This window comes from Pseudomonas sp. B21-015 (assembly GCF_024749285.1).
Lineage (GTDB): Bacteria > Pseudomonadota > Gammaproteobacteria > Pseudomonadales > Pseudomonadaceae > Aquipseudomonas.
The window spans coordinates 5,315,674-5,334,790 of the sequence record NZ_CP087196.1 but is presented as its reverse complement, the minus strand read 5'-3'; the positions used below and the strand labels follow the sequence as shown (position 1 = coordinate 5,334,790).

Here is a 19,117-nt window from a genome sequence, read left to right as displayed (position 1 = left end):
CATGCACGGCGAATCTCCAATCAAACGTCGCGAATCCCGCAAGATCTGGGTGGGTAACGTGCCCGTGGGCGGCGATGCGCCTATCGCTGTGCAGAGCATGACCAACAGCGACACCAATGACGTGGCCGCCACCGTGGCCCAGATCAATCGTCTGGAAGCCGCTGGCGTCGATATCGTGCGCATTTCCGTGCCGGACATGGACGCCGCCGAAGCCTTCGGCAAAATCAAGCAACTGGTCAAAGTGCCGTTGGTGGCCGACATCCACTTCGACTACAAGATCGCTTTGCGGGTAGCCGAACTGGGCGTTGACTGCCTGCGGATCAACCCGGGCAACATCGGTCGTGAAGACCGCGTGCGTGCGGTGGTCGATGCCGCCCGTGATCGCGGGATTCCGATCCGCATCGGCGTCAACGCCGGTTCCCTGGAAAAAGACCTGCAAAAGAAATACGGCGAACCGACCCCCGCTGCGCTGGTCGAGTCCGCCCTGCGTCACGTCGAACACCTTGAGCGTCTGAACTTCCAGGACTTCAAGGTCAGCGTGAAAGCCTCCGACGTGTTCATGGCCGTCGCCGCTTACCGCTTGCTGGCCAAAGAAATCGTCCAGCCGTTGCACCTGGGTATCACCGAAGCCGGTGGTTTGCGTTCAGGTACAGTGAAATCCGCCGTGGGCCTCGGTATGCTGCTCGCCGAAGGGATTGGCGATACTATTCGCATCTCGTTGGCGGCTGACCCGGTCGAGGAAGTGAAAGTCGGCTACGACATTCTCAAATCCCTGCACCTGCGTTCCCGTGGCATCAACTTCATCGCCTGCCCGAGCTGCTCGCGGCAGAACTTCGATGTGGTCAAAACCATGAATGAGCTGGAAGGGCGTCTCGAAGACCTGCTGGTGCCGCTGGATGTTGCGGTGATCGGTTGCGTGGTCAACGGGCCGGGCGAAGCCAAGGAAGCCCATATCGGCTTGACTGGCGGCACGCCAAACCTGATTTACATCGACGGCAAGCCGTCGCAGAAACTGACGAATGACAATCTGGTGGATGAGCTCGAACGCTTGATCCGCCAGAAAGCGGCCGAAAAGGTCGAAGCTGACGCAGCTGTAATCGCTCGCGGCTGACTCTGACTAAAGAGCCGAATGAATTTAAGGATTTAAAGTGAGCAAGTCTCTGCAAGCCATTCGTGGCATGAACGACATCCTGCCCGAACAGACTCCCCTTTGGCGTCATTTCGAGGGCACCGTCTCGCGTCTGCTGGATAACTACGGTTACAAGCAGATTCGCATGCCGATCGTCGAGTTCACCGAGCTGTTCAAACGCTCCATCGGTGAAGTGACCGACATCGTCGAAAAAGAGATGTACACCTTCGACGACCGCAACGGCGATTCCCTGACCCTGCGCCCAGAAGGTACGGCGGCGTGCGTGCGTGCGGTACTCGAGCACGGCATCACCGGCGGCGGTCAGGTGCAGAAACTCTGGTACATCGGCCCGATGTTCCGTCACGAACGTCCGCAGAAAGGTCGTTATCGCCAGTTCCACCAGATCGGCTGCGAAGTCTTCAATCTTGACGGTCCGGACATCGACGCCGAGCTGATCGTGCTGACCTGGCGCCTGTGGGGCGAGCTGGGTATCCGCGATGCGGTCAAGCTCGAGCTCAACAGCCTGGGCACTGCCGAATCTCGCGCTCGTTATCGCGAAGCGCTGGTCGAATACCTGTCCGCTCGCCTGGATCAACTGGACGAAGACAGCCAGCGCCGACTGAAGACCAACCCGCTGCGGGTTCTGGACACCAAGAACGCCGACACTCAAGCGGCGCTGGTCGACGCGCCGAAAATGGCCGACTACCTCGACGAAGAGTCTCGCGTTCACTTCGAGGGCCTCAAGGCTCGTCTGGACGCCGCGGGCATTCCTTATGTGATCAACCCGAAGCTGGTTCGCGGGCTGGATTACTACAGCAAGACCGTTTTCGAATGGGTCACCGACAAGTTGGGCGCCCAGGGCACCGTGTGTGCCGGTGGTCGTTACGATGGTCTGGTGGAGCAGATGGGCGGCAAGCCGACCACGGGCGTCGGCTTCGCCATGGGCATCGAGCGTCTGGTGCTGCTGCTTGAAACCCTGGAGCAGATCCCCGAAGAGATCTCCCGTCAGGTCGATGTCTACCTCTGCGCCTTCGGTGAAGCCGCCGAGCTGGCCGGTCTGGCCCTGAGCGAGCGTGTTCGTGATCAATTGCCCAACCTGCGCCTGCAGGTCAATGCCGGCGCCGGCAGCTTCAAAAGCCAGTTCAAGAAAGCTGACAAGAGCGGCGCGCTGTACGCGCTGATCCTCGGTGACGACGAAATGGCCCAGCAAGTGGTAGGTTTCAAACCCCTGCGTGGCCAGGGCGAACAACAAAGCATTGCCTGGGATGCGCTTGCTGCACACCTGGCCACCTGCGTCGTGCAGGGTTGAAGCTGTCAAACAGCCGATTTAGCGATTAAGGAGTATTGGGGTGTCGAGTACCGAAGACGAACATCTGGCGGAGTTGAAGGACTGGTGGACACGCAACGGCAAGCCCCTGGTCACTGGCGGCCTGTTGGCGCTGGTCATCGTGTTCGGCTGGCAGGCCTTTCAGAAGTATCAGAGCAATCAGTCGCAAGGCGCCTCGATTCTCTATCAGCAATTGCTCGAAACCACGCTGACGCCTGACGGCAAGCCTGATGCTGCACGTGTTTCGGAACTGGCCGGCAAGCTCAATAGCGAATTCGGCGGCACCGCATACGCGCAATATGGCAGCCTGTTCGTGGCGAAAGTCGCGGTCGACAGCGGCAAGCTGGACGACGCAGCCAGCGAGCTGAAAGCCATTGTCGCCAAACCGGCCAACCCGGCGTTGGGCGAAATCGCCCGTCAGCGCCTGGCGCAGGTGCTGGCCGCGCAGAACAAGGTCGATGAAGCCCTGAAACTGCTCGAAGGCGATGCCGACAAGGCCTTCCTGGCCACTCGCGAAGAGCTCAAAGGCGACCTGCTGGTGCAGTTGGGTCGTACCGACGAAGCGAACGCGGCGTATCAAAAAGCCAAGGCGGCACTGTCGGATGAAGCGGCGGTCGGTGGCCTACAAATCAAGCTGGACGACCTGGCCAAAGGGGATGCGTGACGTGATCCGTTGGAAACATGCAGCATTGCTGGCTCTGGCCATTCTGGCCGCGGGTTGCAGCAGCAACAGCAAAAAAGAACTGCCACCGGCCGAGCTGACCGACTTCAAAGAAGAAGTGGTTCTGCAAAAGCAGTGGAGTCGTTCGATCGGTAACGGTCAGGGCGAAACCTACAACATGCTGGTTCCGGCGATCGATGGCGATACCATCTATGCCGCCGACGTCACCGGTGTGGTGATGGCGATGGATCGCAGCAATGGCGACGTCAAATGGAAGAAAGATCTCGAACTGCCTGTCTCCGGCGCCGTTGGCGTGGGTTATGGCCTGGTCATGATCGGCACGATCAAGGGTGAAATCGTTGCCCTGGACGCCAGTAGCGGTGAAGAGAAATGGCGCGCTCGCGTGACCAGCGAAGTTCTCGCGCCGCCGGCCACCAACGGTGATGTTGTTGTGGTTCAGACCCAGGATGACCGTCTGATCGGCCTGGACGCCGCTACCGGCAACCAGCGCTGGTTGTATGACAGCACGCCAGCGGTCCTGACCCTGCGCGGCACCAGCGCACCGATCGTCACCAACCGCCTCGCGGTGGCTGGTCTGTCGACCGGTAAAGTAGTTGCTCTGGATGTGTCCAACGGCGTGCCGGTGTGGGAACAGCGCGTAGCGATTCCACAAGGTCGTTCGGAATTGGAGCGTGTGGTCGATATCGACGGTGGCTTGCTGCTGTCCGGCGGTACGCTGTATGTCGCCAGCTACCAGGGTCGCGTTGCGGCACTGGACCTGGAAAGCGGTCGTCAGCTCTGGCAGCGTGATGCGTCCAGCTATGCCGGCGTCGCTCAGGGTTTTGGCAGCGTCTACGTGAGCCTGTCTTCGGGCACTGTTGAAGGCGTCGACGAACGTTCCACCACTGCGTTGTGGAGCAACGATTCGCTGGCCCGCCGTCAACTGTCGGCTCCGGAAGTGTTCTCCAGCTACGTTGCAGTCGGTGACCTGGAAGGTTACCTGCACCTGCTGAGTCAGGTGGACGGTCGTTTCGTCGGCCGCGAGCGCATCGACAGCGATGGCCTGCGTGCCCGTCCGCTGGTGATGGGTGACACTATTTATGTGTATGGCAACAGCGGCAAACTGGAAGCCCTGACCATCAAGTAAAGACTATGCTTGGGGTTTAACCCCCAAGCGGCCTTGTTCTGCAAGGCTCGCAGCGCTTCCAAGCGCTGCCCCGAGCACCAGCCGCTGCCTCGCAGCGGCTTTTGTATTTTCTGAAATAACGAAGTGGAGAGCCGCATGGTTCCCGTAATCGCCCTGGTGGGCCGACCGAACGTCGGCAAGTCCACCTTGTTCAACCGCCTGACCAGGACTCGCGACGCCATCGTCGGCGACTTGTCCGGTCTGACCCGTGATCGCCAATACGGTGAGGCCAAGTGGCAAGGGCGTTCCTACATTCTGGTCGACACCGGCGGTATCTCCGGTGACGAGCACGGTATGGACGAAAAAATGGCCGAGCAGTCGCTGCTGGCCATTGAAGAAGCGGATGTCGTTCTGTTTCTGGTAGATGCCAAGGCCGGTTTCACCGCGGCCGACCAGATGATCGCCGAGCACTTGCGCAAGCGTAACAAGCGTTCCTATGTGGTCGCCAACAAGGTCGACAACATCGACCCTGAAATGGCCCGCGCCGAATTCGCCCCGCTGGGCATGGGCCACGCGATCCCGATCGCCGGTGCCCACGGTCGTGGTATCACCCAGATGCTGGAAATCGCCCTGAGCGACTTCCCGAAAGACGACGAAGAACCGGAAGAAGGCGAAGAAGAAATCGTTGCCGAAGGTGAGGAAGCCAAGCGCATTCCTGGCCCAAGCGAAAAAGACGGTATCAAGATCGCCATCATCGGTCGTCCGAACGTCGGCAAGTCGACCCTGGTCAACCGCATGCTCGGTGAAGACCGGGTCATCGTGTATGACCAGCCTGGCACCACCCGCGACAGTATCTACATCCCGTTCGAGCGTAACGACGAGAAGTACACGCTGATCGACACCGCCGGTGTGCGCAAGCGCGGCAAGATCCACGAAGAAGTCGAAAAGTTCTCCGTGGTCAAAACCCTGCAAGCGATCAAAGACGCCAACGTGGTGATCTTCGTGATGGACGCCCGCGAAGGCGTGGTGGATCACGACCTCAACCTGCTGGGCTTTGCCCTTGAAGCCGGTCGTGCTCTGGTTATCGCGATCAACAAGTGGGATGGCATGACGCCGAGCGAGCGCGACTTCGTGAAAGTCGAGCTGCAACGTCGACTGTTCTTCGTCGACTTCGCCGATATCCACTTCATCTCGGCCCTGCACGGCACTGGCGTAGGCAACCTCTACGCGTCGGTACAGAACTCGTTCAAGTCTGCGGTCACCCGTTGGCCGACCAACCGCCTGACCCAGATTCTGGAAGATGCGGTCGGCGAGCACGCGCCACCGATGGTCAACAACCGTCGGATCAAACTGCGTTATGCCCACTTGGGTGGCGCGAACCCGCCGATCATCGTGATCCACGGTAACCAGATCGAGAAGGTGCCGAAGTCTTACGTCCGCTACCTGGAAAACACGTACCGTCGTGTGCTCAAACTGGTCGGTACGCCGATCCGTATCGAGTTCAAGGGCGGCGAGAACCCGTATGAAGGCAACAAGAACTCGCTTACCGACCGCCAGGTCAACAAGAAGCGTCGTTTGATGAGTCACCACAAGAAAGCCGACAAGAAGCGCCGCGATAAGCGTTGATTCACGACTTGCCCACGCCGCTGGCGTGGGCGCATTTGTGGCGAGGGGGCTTGCCCCCGTTCGGCTGCGAAGCAGTCGTAAAACCCGCACAGCGGTTTATCTGACAGACCGCAGTGCAGGGTTTGGGGGCGGCTATGCCACCCAACGGGGGCAAGCCCCCTCGCCACAGGTTATGCGGTGAATGTATTAGAAGAAGGGCGCCGGTTGGCGCCCTTTTTTTATGGGCGCCGGATGGGCTATCCTCGAACTCCCCCGTGCCGCCGTAGAGCCGGGTGTAGAGCAGGGAATCACCGATGATCACCAGTAAGCTGCCGAATGTCGGCATCACTATCTTCACGCAGATGTCTCAGCTCGCGGCGCAAACCGGGGCGATCAATCTGTCCCAGGGGTTTCCCGATTTCGACGGCCCGCAGGCTCTGCGCGATGCGGTGGGGCGGCATATCGCCAGTGGCCACAACCAGTATTCGCCGATGACCGGCCTGCCCGCGTTGCGTCAGCAGATTGCGGCGAAGATCGCTCGCAGCTACGGCGCCCATGTCGATGCCGACAGAGAAGTGACGGTCACCCCTGGCGCGACCCAGGCGATCTTCTGCGCCATTCAGGCGGTGATCCACAGCGGCGATGAAGTGATCGTTTTCGATCCGTGCTACGACAGCTACGAGCCCTCGGTTGAGCTGGCCGGTGGTCGCTGTGTGCATGTGCAACTCGGCCTGAACGACTTCGCCATCGACTTCCAGAAGCTCGCCGAAGCCCTGAGCCCACGCACGCGGATGATTATCCTCAATACCCCACACAACCCAAGCGGTGCGCTGATCAGCCGTGCCGAACTGGATCAGTTGGCGGCGTTGATCCGCGACCGCGACATCTATGTGATCAGCGACGAGGTCTATGAACACCTGGTGTTCGACGGCGTGCCTCACGCCAGCGTATTGGCCCATGAAGAGCTGTATCAGCGCGCTTTCGTGGTCAGTTCGTTCGGCAAGACGTACCACGTCACCGGTTGGAAAACCGGTTATGTCGTGGCGCCGCCAGCCCTTACCGCGGAACTGCGCAAGGTGCACCAGTACGTCAGTTTCTGTGGCGTGACGCCGTTGCAGTATGCGTTGGCCGATTACATGGCCGAGCACCCGGAACACGTCGAAGAGTTACCGGGCTTCTATCAGGCCAAGCGCGATCTGTTCTGCGATCTGCTGACGCCGTCGCGTTTCAGTTTCACTCGCGTGGCCGGTACTTACTTCCAATTGGTCGATTATTCGCAGATCCGCCCTGACCTCAATGACGTCGAGATGGCGCTGTGGATGACCCGCGAACATGGCGTGGCGAGCATCCCGATCTCGGTGTTCTACCAGACTCCACCCGAAGGCCAGCGCCTGGTGCGTCTGTGCTTTGCCAAACGCGAGGAGACCCTGCGCGAAGCAGCGGCAAAGCTATGCGTGATCTGAGTAATCTGCCCAATCTGAATATCGCGCTGATCCAGACCACCTTGGCCTGGCATGATCGTCAGGCCAATCTGGAGCATTTCGAGCCATTGCTGGAACAGGCGCGCGGCGCTGATCTGATTATCCTGCCGGAGATGTTCACCACCGGTTTCTCCATGGAGTCGGAAACCCTCGCCGAGCCGGAAAATGGCCCCACCAGTAAATGGTTGCGGGCTCAGGCCGCGAAGCTGGGCGCGGTGGTGACCGGCAGCATCATCGTCCAGGCGGTTGACGGCAGCCATCGCAACCGTCTGTTGTGGGCGCGGCCGGACGGGGAGGTGTGGCATTACGACAAGCGTCACCTGTTCCGCATGGCGGGCGAGAACAACCACTACACCCCGGGCGAGCGTCAGGTGCAGTTCGAATTGAAGGGCTGGCGAGTGCGGCCGCTGATTTGCTACGACCTGCGCTTCCCGGTCTGGAGCCGCGATCCGCAAGACACTGACTTGTTGTTGTACACGGCCAACTGGCCGGGGGCTCGGCGTCAGCACTGGAACCGTTTGCTGCCCGCTCGGGGGATCGAAAACCTCTGCTATGTGGCGGCGGTAAATCGCATCGGTACTGATGGCAAAGGTTTTGCGTATACCGGTGACAGTCAGGTCCTGGATTTTCAGGGGGAGACGCTACTCAGTGCGGGCGAAGCGGATGGCGTGTTTCAGGTCGTTCTGAGTGCTGCGGATCTGGCGGCTTATCGCACGCGATTCCCGGCGAACCTGGATGCGGATACCTTCGAGTTCACGTAACCGATCGTTCCCACGCTCTGCGTGGGAATGCAGCCCGTGACGCTCCGCGTCACTGGACGCGGAGCGTCCCTTGAGGCATTCCCACGCGGAGCGTAGGAACGATCAACAAAAAGGCCCCGAGGTTCACACCCCGGGGCCTTTTGCATTGCAGCGCAGGGCTCTTTACGCCGCTTTTGCTTCCGGCTGGCTCAGGGAGCGGTTCAGCGCGCTGAACAGGGCCTTGAAGCTGGCGGTGGTGAAGTTCTCATCGATGCCCACACCATGCACCGCACGCTCACCGTTCACGCGCAGTTCAATGTAGGCCGCAGCCTTGGCATTGGTGCCCGCGCCGATGGCGTGTTCGTTGTAGTCCATGATTTCCACCGGGATCGGCAGACCGGCCACCAGTGCTTCCAGAGCACCGTTGCCCTTGCCACGCCAGTGCAGGTTGGTTTCGCCCTGGCCTTTGCTGGAAACTTCGACTTCCACGGCGCTGTGACCGTTTTCTTCCTGCAAGCGATGGCTGACCAGCGCGTACGGGGTGTTGGCCTGCAAGTACTCGCTGTGCAGCAGCGCGTGGATCTGCTGGGCTGTCATCTCCAGGCCCAGGCGATCGGTTTCACGCTGCACGACCTGGCTGAACTCGATCTGCATGCGGCGCGGCAAGCTGATGCCGTATTCCTGTTCCAGCAGGTAAGCGATACCGCCCTTGCCCGACTGGCTGTTGACGCGAATCACTGCCTCGTAGCTGCGGCCGATGTCGGCCGGGTCGATCGGCAGGTACGGCACTTCCCACAGGGCGTCCGGTTGCTGCTGGGCGAAGCCCTTGCGGATCGCATCCTGGTGGGAGCCGGAGAACGCGGTGTGAACCAGGTCGCCGACGTACGGGTGACGTGGATGCACCGCAATCTGGTTGCACTCTTCGACGACTTTGCGCACGCCGTCGATGTCGGAGAAGTCCAGCTCAGGGTCGACGCCCTGGGTGTAGAGGTTCAATGCCACGGTGACCAGATCGACGTTACCTGTACGCTCGCCGTTGCCGAACAGGCAGCCTTCGACACGGTCGGCGCCGGCCATCAGGCCCAGTTCGGTGGCGGCCACGCCAGTGCCACGGTCGTTGTGGGTGTGCAGGCTGATGATCACGCTGTCACGGCGGTTGATGTGACGGCCGAACCATTCGATCTGGTCGGCATAGATGTTCGGGGTGGCGCATTCGACGGTGGCAGGCAGGTTGAGGATCACCTTGTGCTCAGGTGTCGGGTTCCACACGTCGATCACCGCGTCGCAGACTTCCTTGGCGAACTCCAGCTCGGTGGCGCTGAAGGTTTCTGGCGAGTACTCGAAGGTCCACTCGGTGTTTGGCTGCTGGGCGGCATATTTGACGAACAGCTTGGCGGCGTTCACGGCGATGGCCTTGACCCCTTCCTTGTCCTGGTTGAAGACAATGCGGCGGAAAGAGGGGGAGGTCGCGTTGTACAGGTGAACGATGGCTTTCTTCGCCCCGCGCAGGGATTCGAAGGTGCGCTCGATCAAATCTTCACGGCCCTGGGTCAGCACCTGAATGGTGGTGTCGTCCGGGATGTGGCCGTCTTCGATCAGGGTACGCACGAAGTCGAAGTCGGTTTGCGAAGCGGCCGGGAACGAGGCTTCGATTTCTTTCACGCCGACCTGCACCAGGGTTTTCCAGAAACGCAGCTTCTTGACCGCGTCCATTGGCTCGATCAGCGACTGGTTGCCGTCACGAAGGTCCGAGCTGCACCAGATCGGCGCGACGTCGATGGTCTTCGATGGCCAGGTGCGGTCCGGCAGGTTGATGGTCGGGAACGCGCGGTATTTCGAAGACGGGTCTTTGAGCATGCTCATCGGAAAATCCTTATTGTGTGGGCCGAAAAAAGGCGGCCTGCCGGTGGATCAAATGTTTTGGGGATAAAGCGTAAGACGAGGCACCGCGATTCAGCCTGGCAGTCGTGCGCTGACGAGGCACAGGCTGCGGTGCTGGCGGAGCTGAATGAGGGTGTGAGAGGTTTTCATGCCTTCAACCCTAACCGCGGGGGGAAGGATGGCAAGCAGTCGAAAAAAATTGAGAGGAATACTCGAAAAGCCGAGTTTATTGAGATTTTATTGCGGTGAATGACGGCGATTGTATTGATGCTTGCTCGAGGTTTGAGCGATGCGCAATTGAAACTTGTCGACGTCGTCTCGGCCGGTGCAGCTATTCTTAAAGCCTCAACCAGACGACTGGGAAGCAGGAGTCGGCAATGAACGAATCGGATTGGAAGCTCTATAGCGTACTGCGTCCGATAGCCCATGAGCGGATGTGTATCCGGATCATGGGGGCGGTCGAGCGTACGGTGCTGGATAAAAGCCTGGCGCCTTATGAGCGTATTGAAGCCAGTGAAGAAAGGCTGAAGGCCGGCCAGCAGGAACTGTATTGGGCGTTTGGCGTTTTCAGTCACTCACGCAATGAGGCGCCTGCTCACTTGCTGGGGCTGTGTACTCATGAGCTGATCACATCTGAAGAATTGACTGGTTTCTCGGAGGAAACCCAGGCCTGGATCAAGGAACGTCTGGCGCACAGGGAGGTCCATGGGATTGAGGGCCTTGAAGCGGAATAAGCGGTGCCAATGAGGCCGATTTCGCGAGCAGGCTCGCTCCCACATTTGATCTTCATGAGACACAGATATTGTGTACGACGAAATCCACTGTGGGAGCGAGCCTGCTCGCGATGAGGCCATCAGCCTCAACAACTATTTAAGGCTGAAACGCCCCAATAAAAATCGCCGGATCCACCCGCGCATCGTTCAGGCTGACGTTCCAGTGCATATGCGGCCCGGTCGCACGTCCGGTGGCGCCAACTTTCCCGACCACACCGCCGCGAGCCAGCTGCTGCCCCACCGTCACATCGATCTTCGACATGTGACAGAACATGCTGATAAAGCCCTGGCCGTGATCGACGAACACCGTATTGCCGTTGAAGAAGTAATTCCCGATCAGGATCACCTTGCCGGCGGCCGGGGTCTTGATCGGCGTGCCGGCGGGTACCGCAAAGTCGAGGCCGGCATGGGGGTTGCGTTCTTCGCCATTAAAGAAGCGGCGCACGCCGAACTTGCTCGACAGCGGCCCGTTGACCGGTTTGTCCAGCAGCAGGTTGCTCGGGGTGTTCGGGCTGAAGCTGCGGTAGGCCTGGATCTGCTCGGCCAACTCGCCTTCGATACGCTTGAGATTTTCCGGGTTCGGATTGACCTGCTGCGTATTCTTCAGGGTGATGTGCTGTTCCGGGTATTTCTTGCTGCCGACGGTGAAGCTCAGGTTGCGACCACCGGTGCTCAGCGACTGATTGCCCGGTTTGACGGTCAGCGGCACACCGACGATGGCCAGCCAGTTGTTCTGTTCCTTGACCACCAACACCGGTTTGCCTTGATAACTGGCTTTCGGCGCCTGGGCGGAGCTGCCCAGATCCACCACCGCCACGCCGCCCGGCACCGGTTTGTTCAACAGGCGGGTGATGTAACTGTCGGCGTGGGCGTTGAAGGTCAGGCACAGCAACAGCAGCGGAGCGAAAAAACGCGGCATGGATCAATCCAGTAAAGAAAGGGTGACAGGCGTCAGGTGATTGTCTTCGACCCGCACTTGCAGTTCGCCGTCGCCGAGTTTGGCTTTCAGGCGCTGGCCGGTGTGGGTTTGCGCGGCGCTGCGGATCGCGTTGCCGCGCTCGTCCAGCAGAATGCTGTAACCACGAGCGAGGGTCGCCAACGGGCTGACCACGTGCAGCGTCTGCATCTGACTTTGCAGTTGCAGGCGGCGGGATTTAAGCCCTTCACGCATGGCCCGGGGCAGGCGTTCGGCAAGGCTGTCGAGGCGCTGGCGAAGCATCGCCAGTTGCCGCCCGGGATGTTGCCCGGCGAGGCGGGTTTCCAGGCGGATCAAACGTTCGCGGCGGGTATTGAGATTGCGTTCGAAAGCGCGGCGCATGCGCATGTCCAGATCATCCAGACGTTGTGCTTGCTGACGCAGGCGTTCACCGGGATGGCGCAGGCGGCGAGAGATGCCTTCCAGACGCAGACGATCGCGCATCAAGCGGTCACGCATGCGCATCACCAGTCGTCGGTGCAGGCTTTCGACCCGCCGCACCAGATCGCTGGAATCCGGCGCGAGCAGTTCGGCGGCGGCGGACGGTGTCGGGGCGCGGACGTCGGCGACGAAGTCACTGATCGACACGTCGGTTTCGTGGCCGACGGCGCTGACAATCGGCGTCACGCAGGCATCCACGGCGCGGGCCACGGCTTCTTCGTTGAAACACCAGAGGTCTTCCAGCGAGCCGCCGCCACGGGCCAGGATCAACGCGTCGAAACCGCGGGCATCCGCCAGTTTCAGTGCACGGACAATCTGCGCGGTGGCTTCGCGGCCTTGCACGGCGGTGGGGATCAGCGTCAGTTGGATCTGCGGCGCGCGGCGGCGGAACACACTGATGATGTCGCGGATCACCGCGCCAGTGGGCGAGCTGATGATGCCGATGCGTTGCGGGTGCGCCGGCAGCGGCACTTTACGCTCGGCGCTGAACAGGCCTTCGGCACTGAGCTTTTCCTTTAATGCATCGAAGGCCAGACGCAGGGCGCCGTCACCGGCCGGTTCCACGGTGTCGAGAATCAGTTGGTAATCGCCACGGCCTTCAAACAGCGAAACCTTGCCGCGAACCTTGACCGCCAAGCCGTCCTTCAACGCTTGGCGAACCCGCGCGGCGTTCTGCCGGAATAGCGCACAACGCACCTGGGCGCCGCTGTCCTTGAGGGTGAAATACACATGGCCGGACGCCGGGCGGGCGAGGTTGGAGATTTCGCCTTCGACCCAGATGTTGCTGAACACGTCTTCGAGCAACACCCGCGCGCGGCCGTTGAGCTGGCTGACAGTCAGGACTTCACGGTCCAGGCCGAGTCTTGCAAAGGGATCTTTAATCATGGGGCGCATGATAAAGGCATTCGTCCATCAATCTCCATGAATCAACACAAATCCCCTGTGGGAGCGGGCTTGCTCGCGAAGAGGTCATGTCAGTCGCCATCATTGTTGAATGACCCACCGCTTTCGCGAGCAAGCCCGCTCCCACAGTGGGTTGTGCAAGTTTTGATGAATTGCTGAACCAGCGCGGTGGGATCTTGCCGGCAGGCGAGGGCGACGGTGCTGTGGCAATCCGGATCGGCCAAGGGGAGAAAGTGGATATCCGGCGGCGCGATGTCCTGCATCGATTCCGGTAACAGCGCAATGCCGAACCCGGCCTGGATCAATTGCAGTTGCGTGGTTTTACGCGACACCACCCGAGCCGCCCGGGGAAAGAACCCCTGGCGCATGCATAACTCGGCGGATAGATAGCTCAGGCCACCACGCTGGGGATGAGGGATGGAAATGAACGCTTCGTTCTTCAACTGCGCCAGATCGATGCCTTGCGCGGACTTATCCACCGCCAGCCGATGATTCGGTGGAACCGCCAGTAACAGACGTTCGCTGTACAGTGGAACAATCTGCACGCCTTCACGCTGACGCAGCACTGGCAGGCGTAACAGGCCCACATCGAGGCGACCTTCGGCCAATTTTTCCAGTTGCGCCTCGGAGGACAGCTTGACGATGTCCATGGACACACCAACGTGTTGATCCAGATAGACGCTGATGCCTCGCAGCAGCCGACCGCTCATGGGCACGGTGCTGGAATGGCTCAGGCGCAACACACCCAGTTGACCGGTGCCCACCTGAGTGGCCATCTCGCTGGCTTTGGTCAGTTCGTTCAGCAGGTTTCTGGCCCGAGGCAAGAAGGCTTCACCCGCCGCCGTCAGTCGGGGCTGGCGCGCGGTGCGTTCGAACAGCGGGGTTTGCAGGCGGGTTTCCATGTCCTTGATCTGCCGGCTCAAGGCTGATTGAGCAATAAACAGTCGTTCGGCCGCAGCGCTGAAGCTGCCGCACTCGGCGATTTCCACGAAATAACGCAATTGACGGGTTGAAAGCACAAGGCATGCCTTTTCGAGATGGCTGGTCGACTTTGAAGATATTAGTCGCAACGCTTGGCGCTGGCTAAAGTCATCGCAGGAACAAAAGGAAACCGTGTCGATGAATGTGCTGGAGTTGTTGAGCCAATGGCCGTGGGGTGCGGTGGACTGGCTGGTGATCGGGCTGGGCGTTGCCCTGGCTTACATCGTGTTCGGCATCGCCGGTTTCGGCACTGCGCTGGTGGCGGGGCCGATTCTGATTCTGTTCATGCCGCTGTCGAAAATCGTACCGCTGCTGGTCTTGCTGGATTTCGTCGCGGCGTTCGGCAATCTGTTGCCCTCGCGACGGAATGTGGCTCGCCCCGAGTTGCTGCGACTGCTGCCGTGCATGGCGGTGGGTTGCACGTTGGGGGTGATTTTTCTGCTGAACCTGAAATCCGACATATTGCTGCTGTTGATGGGGCTGTTCATCAGCGCCTATGCGATTTATAGCCTGTGGATTAAAACCCGTCCGGCGCAATTGTCCGCCGGCTGGGCGGTGCCGATGGGCACGGTGGGCGGGATGTTCGGGGCGCTGTTTGGTAGTGGCGGCTTTTTATATGCGATCTATTTGAACAGTCGGTTGCCCAAGGACGCGGCCCGGGCAACACAGAGTGCACTGATCAGTTGCAGCACCGTGGTGCGTTTGAGCCTGTTTGCCGTCGCCGGGGTGTATGCCGAGCTACCCTTGTTGGTATTGGCGCTGTGTTTGTTGCCGGCGATGGCGCTGGGGTTGTGGATCGGTCGGCGATTGACCATGAAATTGTCCCGCGAGGCATTCGTGCGGCTGGTGACCTGGTTGGTGCTGGCCAGCGGGATTGCCTTGATCGGGCGTTATTTGAGTACTTGACCGGATTTCGTCAGGGATTAAGCTGCCGGCCGCCCTGACGCCTTCGCGGGCAAGCCCGCTCCCACATGGATCTCCTGTGACCACATCGTTTGTGACCACCAAAGATAAAATGTGGGAGCGGGCTTGCCCGCGAAGGCGCCAATCGACACACCGCAGAAACATCTATTTGACGCAGTAGGCTTGCACCATGAATTCGCAAAGCATCATCGTCCCGAAAATCTCCACACTGCCGGTACACGAACCCCGGGCCAGGGCGGTCGTGCGTTGGCTGGTGCGCAAGAACATCATTAAAGAAGAGCTGACCACCTGTGGCCGCACCGGCAATCGCATGGCCCACGCCATCGCCGACGGCGCCCGCGCCGTGGTCCTGCACCCTGACGCGCTGCCGTTCGGCGAGCCGATCAATGGCCTGGAGATCATCACCAAACGCTGCATCTATACACCGGCCAAGGGCTTCCTCGAAGAAGCCGGCTGCGCTGAATGCCGCAAGGAAATCGGCGAAGCGCTGTTCGAAAGCCTGGAAGACTGGATGCCAGGGCGCACCGATAACTTCACCTGTCCTGAATGCGGACATGAAGACGACATCAACGGGTTTCTGTTCTTGCAGGAGTGCGGCTTTTCCAACCTGGGTTTCATCTTCAACAACTGGCTTGAGGCTGGGTTCAAGCAGAGCTTTATCGACGAATTTGCCGATTGGCTGGATCAGCCGGTGAGTTGGGTCAAGGTCGAACTGTAACTGTAGGAGCGAGGCTTGCCCGCGAAGCTTTTGGCGCCAGTGATGGCCCCTTCGCGGGCAAGCTTCGCTCCTACGGGATTTGTGTGCCAAAACCTCCGTCGATCACTGCGTCGATAATAGACAGAGTTTTACATTGAACCCGAAGGGGTGTCTGACTATAATGGCGCGCTTCCATTTTCCCGCTCGGGAGCCCCCGCGATGCTGCGTATCAGCCAAGAAGCTCTGACCTTCGACGACATTCTTTTAGTGCCCGGTTATTCCGAGGTTCTTCCTAACGAAGTCAGTCTCAAGACCCGCCTTACCCGTGGCATCGAGCTGAATATTCCACTGGTTTCTGCTGCCATGGACACCGTTACTGAAGCCCGTCTGGCAATTGCCATGGCTCAGGAAGGTGGCATCGGTATCATCCACAAGAACATGACCATCGAGCAGCAAGCTGCCGAAGTGCGTAAGGTCAAGCGTTACGAAGCCGGCGTGGTCAAGGACCCGATCACCATCGAGGCTGACGCCACGGTTCGTGAACTGTTCGAACTGACTCGCCTGCACAACATCTCCGGCGTTCCGGTACTGCACGATGGCGACCTGGTCGGCATCGTCACTTCCCGTGACGTGCGCTTCGAAAACCGCATGGACGCCAGCGTCCGTGAAGTGATGACGCCTAAAGAGCGTCTGGTCACGGTCAAGGAAGGCGCCAACAAGAACGACGTCCGTGAGCTGTTGCACAAGCACCGTATCGAACGCGTGCTGATCGTCGACGACAAATTCGCCCTCAAAGGCATGATGACCGTCAACGACATCGAAAAAGCCAAGGCTTACCCGCTGGCCAGCAAGGACGATCAAGGTCGTCTGCGCGTTGGCGCTGCAGTCGGTACCGGTAAAGACACCGGTGACCGCGTAGCTGCCCTGGTCCATGCGGGTGTTGACGTGGTAGTGGTCGACACTGCTCACGGTCATTCCAAAGGCGTGATCGACCGCGTTCGCTGGGTCAAGCAGAACTTCCCTGAAGTGCAGGTCATCGGCGGCAACATCGCCACCGGCGCTGCCGCCAAGGCCCTGGCCGAAGCCGGCGCTGACGCAGTCAAGGTCGGTATTGGCCCTGGCTCGATCTGCACCACCCGTATCGTCGCCGGTGTCGGCGTCCCGCAAATCAGTGCCATCGCCAACGTCGCCGCTGCCCTCGAAGGCACAGGCGTTCCGTTGATCGCCGACGGCGGCATCCGTTTCTCCGGTGACCTGTCCAAGGCCATCGTTGCCGGTGCGTCCTGCGTGATGATGGGCTCGATGTTCGCCGGTACTGAAGAAGCGCCAGGTGAGATCGAACTGTTCCAGGGCCGTTCGTACAAGGCTTACCGCGGCATGGGTTCGCTGGGCGCCATGTCCCAGGCTCAAGGTTCCTCCGACCGTTACTTCCAGGACTCCTCGGCAGGCGCCGAGAAACTGGTTCCGGAAGGCATCGAAGGGCGTGTTCCGTACAAGGGCACCCTGAGCGCCATCATCCATCAACTGATGGGCGGCCTGCGTTCTTCCATGGGCTACACCGGTAGCGCCAATATCGAAGAAATGCGCACCAAGCCTGAGTTCGTGCGGATCACCGGCGCTGGCATGGCCGAGTCCCACGTCCACGACGTGCAAATCACCAAAGAAGCGCCAAACTACCGCGTAGGTTGAGGCTTCAAGCAAATCGTTAAGCAACCGGGGCTGTTCTATTCAGCCCCGAGTTGTTTCTGAATCACGACTGTTTCTGAATTACTTAGACGAGACTGAATCATGGCCCTCGACATTCACGCTCACCGCATCCTGATCCTCGATTTCGGTTCCCAGTACACCCAGCTGATCGCCCGCCGCGTGCGTGAAATCGGCGTGTACTGCGAACTGCATCCGTTCGACATGGACGACGAAGCGATTCGCGAATTCGCTCCAAAAGGCGTCATTCTCGCCGGCGGCCCCGAGTCCGTGCATGTAGCCGACAGCCCGCGCTGCCCGCAAGCGGTGTTTGACCTGGGCGTACCGGTCTTCGGTATCTGCTACGGCATGCAAACCATGGCTGAACAGCTGGGTGGCAAGGTCGAAGGTTCCGAGCTGCGTGAGTTCGGTTATGCCCGCGTTGACGTGGTTGGCAAGAGCCGCCTGCTCGATGGCATCGAAGACCACATCGACGCCGATGGCCTGTTCGGCCTCGACGTGTGGATGAGCCACGGTGACAAGGTCACCAAGATGCCGGAAGACTTCCACATCCTGGCCAGCACCCCGAGCTGCCCGATCGCCGGCATGTTCAACGATGCTCGCGGCTACTACGGCGTGCAGTTCCACCCGGAAGTGACCCACACCAAGCAGGGCGGTCGCATCCTCTCGCGCTTCATCCTCGACATCTGCGGCTGCGAAGCCCTGTGGACACCTTCGAAGATTGCTGAAGACGCCATCGCTCAGGTCCGCGCCCAGGTTGGCACCGACAACGTATTGCTCGGCCTGTCCGGCGGCGTTGACTCCTCGGTGGTTGCCGCGTTGCTGCACAAGGCCATCGGCGACCAGCTGACTTGCGTGTTCGTCGACAACGGCCTGTTGCGTCTGCACGAAGGCGAGCAAGTGATGGCCATGTTCGCCGAGAACATGGGCGTCAAAGTGATCCGCGCCAACGCCGAGGACCAGTTCCTGAACAACCTGGCTGGCGAAAGCGACCCAGAGAAAAAACGCAAGATCATCGGCCGTACCTTCATCGACGTTTTCGATGCCCAGTCCAACAAACTGGATAACATCAAGTACCTCGCCCAAGGCACCATTTACCCGGACGTGATCGAGTCGGCTGGCGCCAAAAGCGGCAAGGCTCACGTGATCAAGTCGCACCACAACGTGGGCGGCCTGCCGGAAGAAATGAACCTCAAGCTGGTTGAACCCCTGCGCGAGCTGTTCAAGGACGAAGTCCGTCGTCTGGGCCTGGAACTCGGCCTGCCGTACGACATGGTCTACCGTCACCCGTTCCCGGGCCCGGGCCTGGGTGTGCGGATCCTCGGCGAAGTGAAGAAGGAATACGCCGACCTGCTGCGTCGCGCCGACCACATCTTCATCGAAGAGCTGCGTAAAGCCGACTGGTACCACAAGGTCAGCCAGGCGTTCGTGGTGTTCCAGCCGGTGAAATCGGTTGGCGTGGTCGGCGATGGCCGTCGTTACGCCTGGGTCGTAGCCCTGCGTGCCGTAGAAACCATCGACTTCATGACCGCGCGTTGGGCACACCTGCCTTACGAACTGCTGGAAACCGTCAGCGGCCGCATCATCAACGAAATCGAAGGCATCTCCCGCGTTACTTACGACGTGTCGAGCAAGCCGCCGGCGACGATTGAGTGGGAGTGATGAGGCGACCCACAAAGCCGGCACCCTCTAGAGTTCAACGTTAGATTCGGAGGGGCGCAGGAGGGTTTTTAGCCAATGCCAGTCAGTTATGCTGACTGGCATTTTT

The 19,117-nt window shown here is 60.0% G+C and carries 16 protein-coding genes; 12 read left to right on the top strand and 4 right to left on the bottom strand.

Annotated elements, in window-relative coordinates; genetic code table 11:
• The first annotated feature begins 1 nt into the window (after position 1).
• The 7 genes from ispG (at position 2) to LOY38_RS24395 (ending at position 8,090) form a co-directional block, all read left to right on the top strand.
• The gene (gene ispG, locus LOY38_RS24425; RefSeq protein ID WP_010457850.1) at positions 2 to 1,111 is read left to right on the top strand and encodes a flavodoxin-dependent (E)-4-hydroxy-3-methylbut-2-enyl-diphosphate synthase; all 1,110 of its coding nucleotides are present in this window, start codon (positions 2 to 4) and stop codon (positions 1,109 to 1,111) included.
• Between the two features lie 37 nt (positions 1,112 to 1,148).
• On the top strand, positions 1,149 to 2,438 hold the full coding sequence (gene hisS / locus LOY38_RS24420) for a histidine--tRNA ligase (RefSeq protein ID WP_258697409.1): 1,290 nt from the start codon (positions 1,149 to 1,151) through the stop codon (positions 2,436 to 2,438).
• A 40-nt stretch (positions 2,439 to 2,478) separates the two neighbouring features.
• Complete coding sequence (locus LOY38_RS24415) at positions 2,479 to 3,120, top strand: tetratricopeptide repeat protein (RefSeq protein ID WP_258697408.1); 642 nt, start codon at positions 2,479 to 2,481, stop codon at positions 3,118 to 3,120.
• Complete coding sequence (bamB, locus tag LOY38_RS24410) at positions 3,113 to 4,264, top strand: outer membrane protein assembly factor BamB (RefSeq protein WP_258697407.1); 1,152 nt, start codon at positions 3,113 to 3,115, stop codon at positions 4,262 to 4,264. The genes LOY38_RS24415 and bamB overlap by 8 nt, the downstream gene beginning before the upstream one ends.
• Before the next feature lie 135 nt (positions 4,265 to 4,399).
• Positions 4,400 to 5,869 carry a ribosome biogenesis GTPase Der gene (gene der, locus LOY38_RS24405; RefSeq protein ID WP_258697406.1) on the top strand — a complete coding sequence of 490 codons (1,470 nt, stop codon included), beginning with the start codon at positions 4,400 to 4,402 and terminating at the stop codon, positions 5,867 to 5,869.
• A gap of 293 nt (positions 5,870 to 6,162) precedes the next feature.
• Positions 6,163 to 7,311: a pyridoxal phosphate-dependent aminotransferase gene (locus LOY38_RS24400; RefSeq protein ID WP_258697405.1), complete on the top strand. Its 1,149-nt coding sequence runs from the start codon at positions 6,163 to 6,165 to the stop codon at positions 7,309 to 7,311.
• Positions 7,299 to 8,090: an amidohydrolase gene (locus LOY38_RS24395; protein WP_258697404.1), complete on the top strand. Its 792-nt coding sequence runs from the start codon at positions 7,299 to 7,301 to the stop codon at positions 8,088 to 8,090. The genes LOY38_RS24400 and LOY38_RS24395 overlap by 13 nt, the downstream gene beginning before the upstream one ends.
• Positions 8,091 to 8,252: 162 nt before the next feature.
• Here LOY38_RS24395 and leuA read toward each other — a convergent pair whose 3' ends face one another.
• Positions 8,253 to 9,932, bottom strand: coding sequence for a 2-isopropylmalate synthase (gene leuA / locus LOY38_RS24390; protein WP_258697403.1), 1,680 nt, complete (start codon positions 9,930 to 9,932; stop codon positions 8,253 to 8,255).
• Between the two features lie 395 nt (positions 9,933 to 10,327).
• Here leuA and LOY38_RS24385 point away from each other — a divergent pair, with 395 nt between their 5' ends.
• A complete protein-coding gene (locus tag LOY38_RS24385; protein WP_258697402.1) occupies positions 10,328 to 10,684 on the top strand; it encodes a hypothetical protein in 357 nt (118 codons plus the stop codon).
• Between the two features lie 136 nt (positions 10,685 to 10,820).
• Here the strand turns inward: LOY38_RS24385 and LOY38_RS24380 are convergent, their stop codons facing one another.
• The 3 genes from LOY38_RS24380 to LOY38_RS24370 all read right to left on the bottom strand — a co-directional run bounded on the left by LOY38_RS24380 (position 10,821) and on the right by LOY38_RS24370 (position 14,062).
• Positions 10,821 to 11,642, bottom strand: coding sequence for a M23 family metallopeptidase (locus LOY38_RS24380; RefSeq protein ID WP_258697401.1), 822 nt, complete (start codon positions 11,640 to 11,642; stop codon positions 10,821 to 10,823).
• Positions 11,643 to 11,645: 3 nt separating this feature from the next.
• On the bottom strand, positions 11,646 to 13,025 hold the full coding sequence (gene xseA / locus LOY38_RS24375) for an exodeoxyribonuclease VII large subunit (RefSeq protein ID WP_258700788.1): 1,380 nt from the start codon (positions 13,023 to 13,025) through the stop codon (positions 11,646 to 11,648).
• An 89-nt stretch (positions 13,026 to 13,114) separates the two neighbouring features.
• Positions 13,115 to 14,062, bottom strand: coding sequence for a LysR family transcriptional regulator (locus LOY38_RS24370; protein ID WP_258697400.1), 948 nt, complete (start codon positions 14,060 to 14,062; stop codon positions 13,115 to 13,117).
• Between the two features lie 100 nt (positions 14,063 to 14,162).
• Here LOY38_RS24370 and LOY38_RS24365 point away from each other — a divergent pair, with 100 nt between their 5' ends.
• The 4 genes from LOY38_RS24365 (at position 14,163) to guaA (ending at position 19,011) form a co-directional block, all read left to right on the top strand.
• The gene (locus LOY38_RS24365) at positions 14,163 to 14,930 is read left to right on the top strand and encodes a sulfite exporter TauE/SafE family protein (protein WP_258697399.1); all 768 of its coding nucleotides are present in this window, start codon (positions 14,163 to 14,165) and stop codon (positions 14,928 to 14,930) included.
• 187 nt (positions 14,931 to 15,117) lie between these two features.
• Positions 15,118 to 15,666, top strand: a complete 549-nt coding sequence (locus tag LOY38_RS24360; protein ID WP_258697398.1) for a sugar ABC transporter ATPase — start codon at positions 15,118 to 15,120, stop codon at positions 15,664 to 15,666.
• Positions 15,667 to 15,864: 198 nt separating this feature from the next.
• Entirely contained in the window at positions 15,865 to 17,334 is a 1,470-nt protein-coding gene (gene guaB / locus LOY38_RS24355; RefSeq protein ID WP_258697397.1) for an IMP dehydrogenase, read from the top strand.
• A 99-nt stretch (positions 17,335 to 17,433) separates the two neighbouring features.
• Entirely contained in the window at positions 17,434 to 19,011 is a 1,578-nt protein-coding gene (guaA, locus tag LOY38_RS24350) for a glutamine-hydrolyzing GMP synthase (RefSeq protein ID WP_258697396.1), read from the top strand.
• Positions 19,012 to 19,117: the final 106 nt, after the last annotated feature.

Bases quoted from the DNA above. Each gene is read 5' to 3' on its own strand.
- ispG (WP_010457850.1), top strand. From the start codon at position 2: ATGCACGGCGAATCTCCAATCAAACGTCGCGAATCCCGCAAGATCTGG.
- bamB (WP_258697407.1), top strand. From the start codon at position 3,113: ATGCGTGACGTGATCCGTTGGAAACATGCAGCATTGCTGGCTCTGGCC.
- der (WP_258697406.1), top strand. From the start codon at position 4,400: ATGGTTCCCGTAATCGCCCTGGTGGGCCGACCGAACGTCGGCAAGTCC.
- LOY38_RS24400 (WP_258697405.1), top strand. From the start codon at position 6,163: ATGATCACCAGTAAGCTGCCGAATGTCGGCATCACTATCTTCACGCAG.
- LOY38_RS24395 (WP_258697404.1), top strand. From the start codon at position 7,299: ATGCGTGATCTGAGTAATCTGCCCAATCTGAATATCGCGCTGATCCAG.
- leuA (WP_258697403.1), bottom strand. From the start codon at position 9,932: ATGAGCATGCTCAAAGACCCGTCTTCGAAATACCGCGCGTTCCCGACC.
- LOY38_RS24385 (WP_258697402.1), top strand. From the start codon at position 10,328: ATGAACGAATCGGATTGGAAGCTCTATAGCGTACTGCGTCCGATAGCC.
- LOY38_RS24380 (WP_258697401.1), bottom strand. From the start codon at position 11,642: ATGCCGCGTTTTTTCGCTCCGCTGCTGTTGCTGTGCCTGACCTTCAAC.
- xseA (WP_258700788.1), bottom strand. From the start codon at position 13,025: ATGATTAAAGATCCCTTTGCAAGACTCGGCCTGGACCGTGAAGTCCTG.
- LOY38_RS24365 (WP_258697399.1), top strand. From the start codon at position 14,163: ATGAATGTGCTGGAGTTGTTGAGCCAATGGCCGTGGGGTGCGGTGGAC.
- LOY38_RS24360 (WP_258697398.1), top strand. From the start codon at position 15,118: ATGAATTCGCAAAGCATCATCGTCCCGAAAATCTCCACACTGCCGGTA.
- guaB (WP_258697397.1), top strand. From the start codon at position 15,865: ATGCTGCGTATCAGCCAAGAAGCTCTGACCTTCGACGACATTCTTTTA.
- guaA (WP_258697396.1), top strand. From the start codon at position 17,434: ATGGCCCTCGACATTCACGCTCACCGCATCCTGATCCTCGATTTCGGT.